Origin of the sequence: Endozoicomonas sp. NE40, assembly GCF_040549045.1 — a bacterium.
Taxonomy (GTDB): Bacteria; Pseudomonadota; Gammaproteobacteria; order Pseudomonadales; family Endozoicomonadaceae; genus Endozoicomonas_A; species Endozoicomonas_A lisbonensis.
Genome location: NZ_JBEWTB010000002.1, coordinates 2295154 through 2310000 on the forward strand (window position 1 = coordinate 2295154; position 14847 = coordinate 2310000).

At 50.5% G+C, this 14847-nt stretch carries 10 protein-coding genes and 2 rRNA genes (1 of these 12 only partly in view); 2 read left to right on the plus strand and 10 right to left on the minus strand.

The features are described from left to right. Window positions 1-58: 58 nt before the first annotated feature. The 5 genes from V5J35_RS11435 to trpR all read right to left on the minus strand — a co-directional run bounded on the left by V5J35_RS11435 (window position 59) and on the right by trpR (window position 4228). Window positions 59-1372 (minus strand): short-chain fatty acid transporter, encoded by a 1314-nt coding sequence (locus tag V5J35_RS11435; protein WP_354007264.1) that lies wholly within the window; start codon window positions 1370-1372, stop codon window positions 59-61. A 60-nt stretch (window positions 1373-1432) separates the two neighbouring features. Then, window positions 1433-2356: a proline iminopeptidase-family hydrolase gene (locus V5J35_RS11440; RefSeq protein WP_354007265.1), complete on the minus strand. Its 924-nt coding sequence runs from the start codon at window positions 2354-2356 to the stop codon at window positions 1433-1435. Between the two features lie 38 nt (window positions 2357-2394). Continuing rightward, window positions 2395-2574: a type II toxin-antitoxin system RelB/DinJ family antitoxin gene (locus V5J35_RS11445; RefSeq protein ID WP_354007266.1), complete on the minus strand. Its 180-nt coding sequence runs from the start codon at window positions 2572-2574 to the stop codon at window positions 2395-2397. A 110-nt stretch (window positions 2575-2684) separates the two neighbouring features. Next, window positions 2685-3944 (minus strand): aromatic amino acid transport family protein, encoded by a 1260-nt coding sequence (locus tag V5J35_RS11450; protein ID WP_354007267.1) that lies wholly within the window; start codon window positions 3942-3944, stop codon window positions 2685-2687. Then, window positions 3941-4228, minus strand: coding sequence for a trp operon repressor (trpR, locus tag V5J35_RS11455; RefSeq protein WP_354007268.1), 288 nt, complete (start codon window positions 4226-4228; stop codon window positions 3941-3943). The genes V5J35_RS11450 and trpR overlap by 4 nt, the downstream gene beginning before the upstream one ends. A gap of 176 nt (window positions 4229-4404) precedes the next feature. On the opposite strand from trpR, the gene ispG reads away from it, so the two are divergent. Continuing rightward, window positions 4405-5640 carry a flavodoxin-dependent (E)-4-hydroxy-3-methylbut-2-enyl-diphosphate synthase gene (gene ispG, locus V5J35_RS11460; RefSeq protein WP_354007269.1) on the plus strand — a complete coding sequence of 412 codons (1236 nt, stop codon included), beginning with the start codon at window positions 4405-4407 and terminating at the stop codon, window positions 5638-5640. Window positions 5641-5781: 141 nt separating this feature from the next. Then, a complete protein-coding gene (locus V5J35_RS11465; RefSeq protein ID WP_354007270.1) occupies window positions 5782-7320 on the plus strand; it encodes a hypothetical protein in 1539 nt (512 codons plus the stop codon). Here V5J35_RS11465 and V5J35_RS11470 read toward each other — a convergent pair. The 5 genes from V5J35_RS11470 to V5J35_RS11490 all read right to left on the minus strand — a co-directional run. Beyond that, on the minus strand, window positions 7317-9707 hold the full coding sequence (locus V5J35_RS11470; RefSeq protein ID WP_354007271.1) for a penicillin acylase family protein: 2391 nt from the start codon (window positions 9705-9707) through the stop codon (window positions 7317-7319). The genes V5J35_RS11465 and V5J35_RS11470 overlap by 4 nt on opposite strands. A 168-nt stretch (window positions 9708-9875) precedes the next feature. Beyond that, the gene (gene ylqF, locus V5J35_RS11475) at window positions 9876-10793 is read right to left on the minus strand and encodes a ribosome biogenesis GTPase YlqF (RefSeq protein WP_354007272.1); all 918 of its coding nucleotides are present in this window, start codon (window positions 10791-10793) and stop codon (window positions 9876-9878) included. Window positions 10794-10852: 59 nt separating this feature from the next. Continuing rightward, window positions 10853-11779: a 2-hydroxyacid dehydrogenase gene (locus V5J35_RS11480; protein WP_354007273.1), complete on the minus strand. Its 927-nt coding sequence runs from the start codon at window positions 11777-11779 to the stop codon at window positions 10853-10855. Window positions 11780-12221: 442 nt separating this feature from the next. Then, window positions 12222-12337 (minus strand): 5S ribosomal RNA (rrf, locus tag V5J35_RS11485). A 123-nt stretch (window positions 12338-12460) separates the two neighbouring features. After that, window positions 12461-14847: ribosomal RNA gene (locus V5J35_RS11490) — 23S ribosomal RNA — on the minus strand (it continues 506 nt past the right edge of the window).

A 14847-nucleotide genomic window follows, 5' to 3' on the forward strand; every position in this document is an offset into this window, starting at 1 on the left:
CTGCCTTTTTAATCGGTCTGCAGAACAGAAACCTTAGAAGGTCTTCTTAAAGCGGTTTTCACATGAAATAAAGCACACTGCCAATCACTACCCCGCTGACCAGCAAGTGCATAATACAGAACCCCATTATGTCCCTTGCCTGTAGTCCGGCAACAGCTAATGCAGGCAATGCCCAGAAGGGCTGAATCATATTGGTCCAGGCATCCCCCCAGGCAATGGCCATGGCGGCTTTAGCGGGTTCTACCCCCAGTTCCAGCGCCGCAGGAATCATAATGGGTGCCTGCACCGCCCACTGTCCGCCACCAGAAGGAATAAACAGGTTTAACAGGCCAGCACTGAGAAACGTCAGCAAGGCAAAGGAGTCTACGGAAGAAATGCTCACAAAGAAGTGGGTGATCGAAGCTCCAAGACCGGAGGACATCATCATCCCCATGATGCCTGCATACAATGGGAACTGAATGATAATGCCGCCAGCCCCTTTGACACTCTGGCTGACCGCGTCCAGAAAACGCCCAACATGACCATGCAGCAGCAGACCAAGCATCAGAAACAGAAAGTTCACACTGTTCAGGCTCAGGGTTGCCCCCGGCCCGGTGAAATAAATCAACAGGTAAGCCAGCCCCATTAATGCAGGTAACAGCACCAGCAGACGACTGTGTTCAAGCTGACGGGCTGGCGTATCGACAGGCTCAAACTCTGTTATAGGGGCATCCTTCAGCAATTCGGGATCGACGGTGACAGTATGATCCAGATGCGCCATCATCCAGCGGTTCAGCAGTGGCATGACCACCAGCAGAACCCCAAGAATCACCAGATTAAAGAGAGCGAACAATGTTTCAGAGGTAGGAACCACGCCCATGACATTCGCCATAAAATGATTTTCAGTGGCAATGGTAAGAGGTACTGAACCTGACAAACCGCCATGCCAGATCAGGAACCCACTGTAAGCGCTGGCAATCAGTAGCCGGTAATCAATATCCGGACGATGTCTGGCGACATGGCGGGCAAACAGCGCACCGGTGATTAACCCAAACCCCCAGTTAATCCAGCAGGCAATAAATGACAGAAGCGTGACCAGAACAATGCCCTGCCCCGGCGTTTTAGCCAGCCTGGACAGAGTTCGCAATAACCAGTGAACAGGAGGGGCAATAGCCAGAACATAACCAGTCACCAGAATCAGTACCATCTGCATGGTAAAGGGAATCAGTTTCCAGAAAGAGTCTCCCCAGTACCGAACCATTTCCACAGAGGTGGTGTCGGTGGTCATGACTCCGAGACCATAAGTCACCAGCGTCAGTAGCAAAGCCAGAACAAAGGGATCTGGCAGATACCGTCGCATCAGATGATCAAAAAATACAGTTAACCGCTTCACAGCGTGCCTCATATTGTTATTGTTGCTTTCAAACTATCGCTTCATTCAGCTTTGCGTTGTCTACAAACGACCGGATTCAACATCCCGGAAAAAGCCCACTAACGCACGGCGATAATTCTCCGGGTCATCCCACATACAACAGTGACTGCCGTTATCACAGATCACCACCCGACTGTGAGGAATAACTGATGCCATCTGCTTCTGGTCATCCGGAGACATGGTGTCGTAGCGGCCTGCCAGCACCAGTGTAGCCGTTCGGATTTCAGCTAGCTCATCCCAGCGGTTCCACCCCAGCAGATTGCCAGTGAAAACGAATTCATTATTGCCCTGCATGGCGTTGTAAACCTTGTGGTTCAAATGTTCGAATGCCCGGTTCAGGGCATCGGGCCATTCTGGCAGGCGGCAGATATGTCGGCGGTACAGATGTTCATCCAGAAGGTTCTGGTACTCTTCATTGTCAAGGTCATCTCTGTCTTCAAACCCTTTCAGTCGCTCAATGACCGGGGCAGGTAAATGTTCCCTGAGATGGTTAATATGAGTGACATAAGACTGAATGCTGCCTGTAATACCGCTCAGCACCAGCCCTTTCAAATGAGTCTGGTATTTCAGGGCATACTCAATCGCAAATAACCCACCACAGGAATGGCCGAACAGGTAGAAGTCATCCAGATCCAGAGCTTTGCGAACCTGCTCAATTTCATCAACAAAGCGATCCAGCTGCCAGAGCGAGTCATCATCGGGCTGGTCAGAACACCAGGAACCCAGCTGGTCATAAAAAATGACCTCAATGCCTGCCGGAACCAGATACTCCTCCAGACACTCCAGATATTCATGGGTACTCCCCGGACCACCATGTAATGTCAGTACTTTAACAGCACCACTGCCGACCCTGAGCGTCCATACCTTGTAGCCATTATCCAGTTCAATCCATTGCACGCCAGGCGCGCTGTGCTTGTTTTGCCTGGTTTTGAAAAGAGCGGTCATGGAAAATCGCTACCCCATGGAAGGTTTTCAGTACGGCTTCAGTTTAGGTGCTTTTTGGGTATCGTCACATCAAACGGCAGCCCCTGACGAAGAACAATCTGGCTGAAGTAGATATTAATAGCCTGTGACGTTGTGATGCCCAGCTCTTTCAGAACCGTCTCAGCCTCTTCTTTGAGGGTTTCATCAATACGGGCGCGTACGGTGGTTTCTTTAGCCATTATGCTTTCTCGTTTATGGGAAAACTTTCATGAAAGCATAAAAAAGCCTGACACATCTTGCGACATATCAGGCTTGAAGGATAAAGAACGGTTTGTGGGGGGGCTATAAATCAGCCAAAGGTTGGCAGCATTCCCATCATATTGACGACTTCCAGAACCAGTACCGTCAGACCAAAGCCGAACACCAGGGCAATTCTTGGCTTACCGCCCGATACCTGAAACTCATCACGTTCTGAACGACCTTTAACCGCCATCAGAACCGGAGACAGCACACTGAATGTCACAGCACCTATACCCGCAAAACCGATGGCTGCAATAAAGCCATTTGGCAGCATCACGCCCAGAACCGTCGGAGGAATAAAGGTCACTGCTGCAGTTTTCAGTCGTCCCGGCAGGTCGTTGCTGAAACCAAAGAAATCAGCAATGTAGTCAAACAACCCCATGGATACACCCAGGAAAGAGGTTGAGACAGCCAGATGTGAGAACAGCTGCAGCATCTTGGAAGTACTCATGTTCAGTCCGGTCTGTTCCAGAGCCAGAACCAGATCACCAATGTTACCGCCAGAAGCAATAATCGCCGGGAACTGATCACGGGACAGGTTACCCAGAATCACCAGCTGCCATACCAGGTAAAAGACCAGTGTCAGCACTGAGCCGATCAGGATAGCTGATTTCAGACTCTTGCTGTCACGCTTCATGTAGCTCGTCAGGCTGGGTACACAGGTTTGAAAACCATAGCTGACCGCAATAAAGGAGATCATGCTCAGGGCAAACGGGCTGGTTTCAGACAGAGGCAGACCGTTGAACAGGTTGTCGGTGCTGACACTGCCCATCAGGCCACCACTGAACCCCAGAAAAGCAATCACCATGGCTCCGAGCATAACGGTTGTGGCTTTATCCACTGCCATAGGGCCAAACACCACGATGGAACCCAGAACCAGTGCAAACAGAGTGCCTGCCAGTTCTGAGCCGATGCTGATGCCAGCCACTGACTGCAGCGTGTGTGCAATGATCGAGCTGCCACCTGAAATGTAGGCATAGGTCAGAATGTAACAGACAAAGCCCACCGCCAGACCATTGACCAGACGCCCGGCATTGCCCAGTGTTGCCTGAGCCATGGTGTCAAAGCTGGCCCCTTCCCGGTGGCGAAGGTTAGCTTCCAGCAAATACAGCCCGGCGCTATACATGCAATACCAACCGATCAGAAGCAACACCAGAGACCAGCCAAACCAAGCGCCGCTGGCAATCACAGGCAGGGAAAACATTCCTGCACCGATACTGGTTCCGGCAACGATCAATGCTCCCCCGAGCACAGACGCACCGCGCTTCTGACCCCGGGCTTCCACGCCCGTCAGTACTGCTTCACTCATTCGTTTATTCCAAACTGCTTGATAAGGAATTGTTTATCCGCTTCTTCCAGCGACTTAAGATTGTTCGACCCTCTGGTAATCGTGGCAATGCTGACCCCCAATCCGGCAGCGACCTCTCGCTGGGACTGCTTACCGTCTAACAGGGCCTTCAGAATCGACAAACGGGACGCAATAGAATCCCGCTCTTCAGGCGCCAGCAAGATCATTAACAGCTTTTCCAGATCCCCGGCGTTACTCTGCTTATGCAATAGTTCTGTAAGCTGATTCCACTGGTTGTTGGGCATTGCTTGAATCCAAAAAATCGTACTACTGTAACAGTACACCAGTACACTATTTATTCTGATCGTGTTTTGTACTTAAACCGCATAAGCGTCTCTATGAGTACGCCCTTGTCGATTAGTGGTAAACTGGAAGGAATTTTATATTCTCTAATGCTCGCTTTCCCGGAGGACTCAGCTTAATGGGCTCACGCCATCAAACCCATTCAGTTAAGGTTGGACATATCACCATAGGCGGTGATGCCCCTGTGGTCGTTCAGTCCATGACCGATACGGACACCGCCGATGTTGAAAAGACCGTGGCCCAGATTAAGCTGCTGGCAGACGCTGGCTCGGAAATTGTCCGGGTAACGGTCAACACCGAAGAAGCAGCCGCCGCAGTGCCTGAAATCTATCGCCAGCTGCGTGCCGATGGTTACCATGTGCCGATTGTCGGTGACTTCCATTACAACGGTCACCTGCTGCTGACCAAATACGACGAAACCGCCCGGCTGCTGGACAAATACCGTATCAATCCCGGTAACGTTGGTTTTGGTAATAAGAAAGACGACCGTTTCAATGCCATGATTGATGTCGCCATCAAATACGACAAGCCTGTGCGTATTGGCGTGAACTGGGGCAGTCTGGATAAAGAGCTGTCTACCCGTTTGATGGATGAAAACGCCCGATCGGATAATCCGAAATCGTCCCAGGAAATTCTGCATGAAGCGCTGGTTCTGTCTGCCATCACCAGTGCCGATGCGGCGGTTGAGCACGGCCTTGGGAAGGACAAAATTGTTATCTCCTGCAAGGTGTCCCGTGTGCAGGACCTGATCAGCGTTTACCAGATGCTCGCCGACCGCTGCCAGTACGCCCTGCACCTGGGGCTGACGGAAGCGGGTATGGGCAGTAAAGGCATCGTCGCATCCAGTATCGCCATGGGCATTCTGTTGCAACAGGGTATTGGTAACACCATCCGCACTTCACTGACCCCTGAACCCAATGGCAGTCGTGATCGTGAGGTTATTGTTTCCCAGCAGATTCTTCAGGCACTGGAAGTTCGCAGTTTTGCGCCAGAGGTCACTGCCTGCCCCGGCTGTGGTCGGACAACCAGCACCTTTTTCCGGGTACTGACCGATGAAGTGGATGCTTTCCTGCGTACCAAAATGGTGACCTGGAGGCACAAGCTGGTCGGTGTTGAAGATATGAAAGTCGCCGTCATGGGCTGTGTTGTAAACGGCCCCGGCGAGAGCAAACATGCCAATATTGGCATCAGTCTGCCAGGAACCGGAGAAGCACCTTCAGCGCCAGTGTTTGTAGACGGTAAAAAAGTGAAAACGCTTAAAGGCGAAAACATTGCTGACGAGTACAAGCAGATGATCGAAGACTATGTTCACAAGAACTATCCGCCCCGAAGTGACCTGATCGCTTCCAGTTAATTCAGCGCCCCGATACAGGAAGTCTTTCCCGGAAAAGCACAACCTGTGCTTTTCCGGCTGCCCTGCTGAACTGCTAGCCGCCAACACCATTAACTGCTTAACTTTATTATGAAAATTGCATTTTCATACAGGGACAGCACTATGGTTTTCAGGCGCACGGCTTCCAGCTCAGGGATTTCTGACCTTTCATCACCTCAGACCAAAGCACCTGAAAAAAAGCATGGAAGATTCCGCAGTTCCAGTGTTTCAACACAGGAAGGCATCTCTTACTTAAGCGCCAGCCCTCAGCTTCAGGTTCTCCCTACTGCTCTTTCTGAACGCACCGTTAAACATGTCACCACCGTTAAAGTCTGTGTCGGTCTGGCAAGGCTGCTGGCAGGCGTAAGTAGCAAAGCCCGGTCGTTTGTCGTTTCACGTTCGCAGGATCTGGTTCACACGCTCCTGCAGAGGAATGATCCGCAGGCCAGCCGTACTGCTCACCAGCTGATCGATAAACTGGCCAGACACCAGCAAGAGCAAAGTGAAGAGTTGGCAGACTGGCGCTGCAATGCTTACAGTCAGCTTGGTCAGCAATATGCCGAAGCAAACGACACAGAGAGCCTGACCCGTAGTACAGAGTCAATGGAAAAAGAACTGAAAAAATGCAGTTCGTCTCATAGCAGACTTGTTCGAATCAGCCTTGCCAATGCCTGTCAGACAATGGCTGAACAATATATGAGCCAGAAAACTCAGACGGGTAATGAAAAGGCAGCTCAATATGTTGCCAGTATCACCCGGTTCAGCTCAGACCCCAAAATAATGGAATGGCAAATACAGCGAGCAACAGATCTGCTGAAGCCGGTGAACAACACATCAACATCGGCGGTACGCAAATTTGCTGTCCAGTTTATGAAAGCTTTGGAAGACAACGCTGGAGAGAACCTTAAGATACGGCTGTTTCTTCAACCCTATAAAACCTGTATTGCTCCAACCGTGTTTGCCACAGAACACCTGTCAGCCGACAAACCTGTACAGCTACTGGCAGACAGCTCAATTGCTCCCAGAAAAATGGTTATCTATGGTCGTAACAGCCATCAGATGACTGACAGGATTGAAACGACCTGTCAAACAACCGGAAAGGTGCAATCATCTGATAATTCATACAAAGATATCTCATTTCACCCCGGTTTCACGACTGCGGTTATGGCCAGCGAACCCGTCAGTCAGAAAGAAGCCTCACTGGTTGCTCAGCAACAACTCAATAAAAGGTCGGGAGCTGGAGATATCACAAGTCTTCCGTCGTCTGGTACAGACTACACGATGTCTCAGCTTGGGCCTGACCAGGCGGATCGAATTCTGTTTTATACCGACATTCATACCCCTTGCACCGAGTCTGAGCAGTGGCAGAAAGACCTGCAGAACTTTGCCGTAATGCTTAACTGTGAGCCCGATGACAAACTGGTCCGCTGGAAAAGGGTTCGTTTCCTGATTAACAGTGACGGTATGACCAACCCTTCGGACATCAGGCTTCGCCGCCAGGGCATAATGGCTGATGTGAACAAACTGCTCAAACCCATGGGGCTGACCATGGATGAAAGTCATTTTGTGATGACTGCCGGGAACCCCGACGAGCTGCCTGAAGCTTATCAACAGGATCTTCAGGGGCAATTTCTCCCTGCCATTTCTGAACCGAACACTTAGTCGCCAGGCTGCAGCGTTAATGTATATCGGGTCTCCTGAGGTAAAAAAGGCGTCTTGCTGCCATTCACCCAATCCATATAGCCCAGCTTGTAAAAAGGCGATAATGGATGCCCGCTCTGACCTCCGGGCATGTGGAAAATGCCATCAGCCTCACGCCCTGGCGCAACAACGATCCGCTCAGAGACACCTGAAGATGGCTTCTGAGCCCTGGGAGTCCAGATATCCCCGCTTAACGGTACCGCAGGCATATTCAGCCACTGGCCAATAACTGGCAGGGCAGAACTGAGAGGATGGTTAATCTTAGCCGTATTACGCAGCCCCCAGTTTGCCTGAGCCAACCCGGATTCCCCGCCAAGGGTTTCAATGACGTCATCAATGGATTCCAGCAACAGTTCATTCCAGCTTTCATACTGAGGGCTGAGCCAGTGCATCGGACGCTCATCCAGTAACCGCCAGATCATTTCTTCTTCATGGTTTAACCGCTGCAACCAGCTGTCATCAATATCCGGGGAAGATTCTGACAGGGACAACTCTGACAGGGAAAAAAAGTAGCGCCCCAGCGATTGCAGTACTTTAAGCGTTACGCTGTCGTTAAACTCCCGGGCCAGGCGATAACCAACATCATCAACCGCTGCTTTACCAGACCATTCTGACAGATAGCGATAAAACGACTGTCGACCGCTATTATCCGCTCTTTCAGGTTCTGTTAAAGCATCCAGAGCTAACTGTCGCCAGCCATTCATATAAATGGCCCGATGATCCAGAGCAACCGCCAGCATGGCGTCTTCATCAGCCTGTTCAAGGCTCATCAGAGCATTTCGTATCTGCAATTGTCTGGGCCCGGGCGCGTAGCCACCATTACCCAGCTTTTTATAATTGTCACCGGAAGCAACCCGGGCATTGGCAGTCCATATCCGGTGAGACTCTAGGTTAGTCACTGCCGGGTATTCATCGGTTGTCAGCCACCGCGACCACTGTAAGTCTGCCTGATCCCACGGGAGGGGATACGTTGAATCCAGCTCAAGCCTTGATGGTATTCGACCTGCGATTGTCCAGCCTATGCTGCCGTGACGATCTCCTGCGGTAAAGTTCTGTGGAGGAATACCGCTGGTACTGGCAACGGTCATTGCCTGTCTGGCTGTTGTAGCCGTTTCCAGCCCTATCAGGTTGAGGTTTGTTGCGTTTGGGTTATGTGCCGTCCAGCGTAACGCGTATTGTTTATCCCCCGAAAGCGATTCAACAACCGGCCCCCACCGGGTGGACTGATAGTCAACAATGACTGGTTCCTGACCTTTTACAAGGATTGTTTCAGACCATTGATACAGAGACTCAAAGCCTTCATTCGTCTGATAAACATTGCCTTCTATATCCAGAGTAACCAGATCGACCCAGTCGCCATAACTGTTGGTGAAACTCCAGGCTACAGAGCCATTACTGCCAACAACAATGATCGGGGTTCCCGGCAGAGAAACACCGGTTATTCGAACATCAGGCTGATTGTTATCTGGATGAGGGTATCGAAACTGCGTCCGGTACCAGACATTAGGAACCCTGTGGCTCAGATGCATATCATTTTCGACAATAGCGCCACCATGATGGGTCAAAGCACCGGATACCGCCCAGTTGTTGCTACCAATGGCAGCCTCTTCAACCAATGTTCCCGTCAGGTTCTTATAGGTACTCTGTGGCTTGTCACGAAGGTTTACCTGCCCTGAATCTGGCAGGGCTGGTGCGGGAAGACTGTCTGCAACCAGGGGGGAATCCCAGCGTGTTGACAAAGGGGACAGAAATTCAACAACCTCTCTGGGAACAACCTGTTCCAGATACCCTTTGGCCTTGTCCAACCCTGCATCACCGTCGTTTAAGTCCAGATACATGCTGAATACTGTCAGAAAGGTATCTTCATTGGTCCAGGGCTGTGGCTCAACATTTAATAACCAGTATTCAAAGGGTTTGGAATCCAGATCCGTCAGGCCAGCATTAACACCTTTTGTGTAAGCATTAAGAATTTGCAGATGTTTGTCGGGCAGCAACGTTTCAGCCTGTTGAGCAACCAGTCTGAATCGATGCTTCCGTTGTCGTTTATCGTGTTCAAGTGCCACTGAGCCAACCAGCTCCGATAGCTCACCGGCAGAGTTTCGCCGTCCAAGATCCATCTGGAAAAAGCGCTCCTGAGCATGAAGATAACCTGTGGCAAAAGCAACATCGGTCCGATTATTGCCAATTATCGAGGGAACTCCATAGCTGTCACGTTCAATGGTGACAGGGAAATCAATCCCCTGTACCTGAACATTGCCGTCCAGTGTAGGGAGGCTGCCCCGCAGTGTATTAATCACCCACAAAAAAAGAATCAGCAGTAAAGAAAAGATGAACAAAAAAAATCGCATAAGCCACCTTTGTTTCAGCGACTTTGCCTTGAGTGACAGCTGCATTATAGAACCTGTTTTATTATTCTTTTTTAACAGGATAAACGTAGCACGACTGAGAGAGGGAAGTAAGGCGGTTCTGTTTTTACCGCCTGACTTCGAATCTGATTAAAAAATCACCTGGCTAAACTATCGTCTTTTTTTGCGGGAAGTTTTCTTGGCTTCTTTCCTGTCTTCTTCCTCTGCTTTCTGCGCCATCAAAACTTCCATCTCATGCTCAATAATATCGGGAGTTTCCAGACTCAGGCGACCAAGGCCACCACTGCGGAATTCATTCAGAAGAATTTCAGAGACTTTGTGAGTATCAGCAATGCCACCACGACGCATACAGTTACGGCGTTGTGCAATCACATCCATCAGCTCAATCTCATTGTCTGGCAGGTCATGAATCTGAAAGCGTTGTTTCAGAGCTTCCGGATAAGCTTTCAAAAAGTATTCAGCCGCAAAGTAGGCAATATCTTCGTACTCAATCACTGCATCTTTAATGGCACCGGAAATCGCCAGACGATAACCGCAGGCTTCCGGTTCCAGCTTGGGCCACAGAAAACCCGGAGTATCCAGCAGAATCATACCGTTCGGCAGCTTGATGCGTTGCTGCTGTTTGGTCACCGCCGGCACATTGCCGGTTTTGGCAATAATCCGGTTAGCCAGTGTATTGATCATGGTGGACTTGCCCACGTTGGGAATCCCCAGAATCATGGCTCGCAACGGCTTCAACTCCAGGTTGCGGTTTACCATACTTTCCGCCAGGGGCAGCAGGCCGCGCACTTTGTCTGGCTGGTTATTGGTGGTGGCAATAGCCTTTACACCTTTTTCCTTCTCCATGTGCTGCTGCCATTGCTGGGTCACCACCGGATCAGCCAGATCGCTTTTGTTAAGCACCTTGATATAAGGCGTATCTCCACGCAGGGATGGCACCAGTGGGTTTCCACTGCTGAAAGGAAGCCGGGCATCCAGAACTTCGATGATAAGATCAACTTCCGGAATAACCTTTTTGATCTCCTTTCGAGCCTTGTGCATATGCCCGGGAAACCAGTTAATCGCCATAATAAAACCCCTAATCTCGTGAAGGCGGTATTTTAATGGTTCGCTCCCAGAGTTCCAGTTTAATAGCCCAAAGATCGATCTATGGGTTCAGGTATGACACCCAGCTCAAACTGTTCAATGTAAGCGGCTATCTGCTCCATCGCCTTTTCCCTTGGGGTTGGCGCTGAAATATGGGGCGTAATTATCACCTGTTCGTACTGCCATAGGGGATGGTTCTCATCCAACGGCTCTTTTTCAAACACATCAAGAACCACTCCGCGCAAGTGTCTGGTATCCAGCAGATTCTGAACAGCCTCAAGGTCAATCACTGAACCCCGGCCACCATTGATCAGGACAGAATCTTCAGGCAACTGTGCCAGCGACTCGTGGTTAAGTAACCGGTAAGTTGACTCTGTTGCAGGCAGCAGGGAAACCAGCACTCTGGACTGCTTCAGCAGTTCACTCAGACCATCATTACCGGTAAAAGTTCTGACCCCCTCAATATCTTTGGGGCTTCGGCTCCAGCCACACACAGGAAAACCCAGCTCCCGAATATGAGTGGCTACGGCCTTACCAATAGTGCCGAGCCCTAATATACCCACTGTCCATTGAGACTTGTCCGCTATTTTAAAGCCTTTCCAGAGTCGTTTTTCCTGCTGTTGACGATAAACGTCAAAGTTACGGTAAAAGTGCATCACTCCATAAGCAACATACTCCGACATCAGCTTTTCCATACCGACACCACGCAGTTTATAAATAGGAAGCTCTTCTGGAAGCCCCTTCATATTAACCAGATGATCGACACCAACACCCTGATTAAAAACGGCTTTTAAAGCTGTCTGGTTCTCGAAAAATTCAATCGGTGGTTGCCAGATAACGCCATAGTCAGCTAACCATTCTGCTTCCTGATTTTCTTTCCACTGTCGAACATCGGCATCAGGAAAAGCTTTCCTGACAGCAGATTCCCACTTATCGCCTGTTTGCCTGTTATAAACGACTATCTTCACAACACGGTCTCCTTCAAAAACACTTATTCTGCGTTAACTGCACAAGAGGTTATTGATGGAGAACAATAGTTTGGAGTTAGAAATGATTACAGTCAGACAAACCATCATGGCTACGGGATAAATGTTTTATATTTAGCGATGCTTTTTTCTATTTTATTTTTGCACATAGAAAAAACCCTGACAGACTTCTCTATCAGGGTTTTCTAATAAGTGCCTGGCGATGACCTACTCTCACATGGCTCCGGGGTAAAAAGCCCCACACGACCGTCACGGATGGCGGGAGTGCAGAAAATGCACGACTGAAGGGATTCAGGAGGTAGGGCGAAGCAGGAAGCCAGAGCCGAGGAGCAATTTTCTGCCTACCATCGGTGATGTGTCGTTTGTTTTTTCCACACATAGCAAAAACCCTGACAGATTTCTCTATCAGGGTTCTCTAATAAGTGCCTGGCGATGACCTACTCTCACATGGGGAATCCCCACACTACCATCGGCGATGTGTCGTTTCACTTCCGAGTTCGGGATGGGATCGGGTGGTTCCAACACTCTATGGTCACCAGGCAAAACTGGTTTGAGTCTCTAGTGTCTAGAAGCTAGTTACTAGTTACTCTGGAATCTTCAACTTAAGCTGTATTTCTTGCTCTACACTCTCTAGTGCATGGCACCAAATCGCTTTGGCGTTATATGGTCAAGCCTCTCGAGTCATTAGTACTGGTTAGCTCAACGCCTCACAACGCTTACACACCCAGCCTATCAACGTCGTAGTCTTCAACGTCTCTTATGGAGGATCTAGTCCTCAGGGAAGTCTCATCTTGAAGGGGGCTTCCCGCTTAGATGCTTTCAGCGGTTATCCCGTCCGAACTTAGCTACCGGGCAATGCGTCTGGCGACACAACCCGAACACCAGTGGTTCGTCCACTCCGGTCCTCTCGTACTAGGAGCAGCTCTCCTCAAACTTCCAACGTCCACGGCAGATAGGGACCGAACTGTCTCACGACGTTCTAAACCCAGCTCGCGTACCACTTTAAATGGCGAACAGCCATACCCTTGGGACCGGCTTCAGCCCCAGGATGTGATGAGCCGACATCGAGGTGCCAAACACCGCCGTCGATGTGAACTCTTGGGCGGTATCAGCCTGTTATCCCCGGAGTACCTTTTATCCGTTGAGCGATGGCCCTTCCATTCAGAACCACCGGATCACTAAGACCTACTTTCGTACCTGCTCGACATGTACGTCTCGCAGTCAAGCTGGCTTGTGCCTTTACACTAACCGCACGATGTCCGACCGTGCTTAGCCAACCTTCGTGCTCCTCCGTTACTCTTTGGGAGGAGACCGCCCCAGTCAAACTACCCACCACACAATGTCCCCGATCCCGGTAAGGGACCTGGGTTAGAACCTCAATATTGCCAGGGTGGTATTTCAAGGTTGGCTCCATGCAGACTGGCGTCCACACTTCAAAGCCTCCCACCTATCCTACACAAGCAACATCAAGATCCACTGTGAAGCTGTAGTAAAGGTTCACGGGGTCTTTCCGTCTAGCCGCGGATACACTGCATCTTAACAGCGATTTCAATTTCACTGAGTCTTGGGTGGAGACAGCGTGGCCATCGTTACGCCATTCGTGCAGGTCGGAACTTACCCGACAAGGAATTTCGCTACCTTAGGACCGTTATAGTTACGGCCGCCGTTTACCGGGGCTTCGATCAAGAGCTTCGCCTAAGCTAACCCCATCAATTAACCTTCCGGCACCGGGCAGGCGTCACACCGTATACGTCCACTTACGTGTTAGCACAGTGCTGTGTTTTTAATAAACAGTCGCAGCCACCTGGTATCTTCGACCAGCCGGTGCTTACGGGGCAAGCCCTTCACACCAGCCGGCGCACCTTCTCCCGAAGTTACGGTGCCATTTTGCCTAGTTCCTTCACCCAAGTTCTCTCAAGCGCCTTGGTATTCTCTACCTGACCACCTGTGTCGGTTTGGGGTACGGTCCCTTTTGACCTGAAGCTTAGAAGTTTTTCCTGGAAGCATGGCATCAACCACTTCCCGGCCGTAGCCGGTTCGTCATCAGTTCTCGGCTTTGTGGGTCCGGATTTGCCTGAACCCACAGCCTACGACCTTAAACACGGATAACCATCACCGTGCTGGCCTAGCCTTCTCCGTCACTCCGTCGCAGTCAAAAGGGGTACAGGAATATTAACCTGTTTCCCATCGATTACGTCTTTCGACCTCACCTTAGGGGCCGACTCACCCTGCGCCGATTAGCGTTGCGCAGGAACCCTTGGTCTTCCGGCGAGGGAGGATCTCACTCCCTTTATCGTTACTCATGTCAGCATTCGCACTTGTGATACGTCCAGCATGCCTCCCGGCACACCTTCAACCGCTTACACAACGCTCCTCTACCGCTCAATGTAAAACATTGAACCCGTAGCTTCGGTGAATAGTTTGAGCCCCGTTAAATCTTCCGCGCGAGCCGACTCGACCAGTGAGCTATTACGCTTTCTTTAAAGGGTGGCTGCTTCTAAGCCAACCTCCTGGCTGTCTGGGCCTTCTCACATCGTTTCCCACTTAACTATTACTTTGGGACCTTAGCTGACGGTCTGGGTTGTTTCCCTTTCCACGACGGACGTTAGCACCCGCCGTGTGTCTCCCTTGATTGCACTCATCGGTATTCGGAGTTTGCATGGGGTTGGTAAGTCGGGATGACCCCCTAGCCCAAACAGTGCTCTACCCCCGATGGTGAGACAAGAGGCGCTACCTAAATAGCTTTCGAGGAGAACCAGCTATCTCCGGGCTTGATTAGCCTTTCACTCCTATCCACAAGTCATCCCCTGGCTTTTCAACGACAGTGGGTTCGGTCCTCCAATCAGTGTTACCTGATCTTCAACCTGCTCATGGATAGATCGCCCGGTTTCGGGTCTATTCCCAGCGACTATGGCGCCCTATTAAGACTCGCTTTCGCTACGGCTACCCTATTCGGTTAACCTTGCCACTGAAAATAAGTCGCTGACCCATTATACAAAAGGTACGCAGTCACCTAACAAAGTAGGCTCCCACTGCTTGTACGTACACGG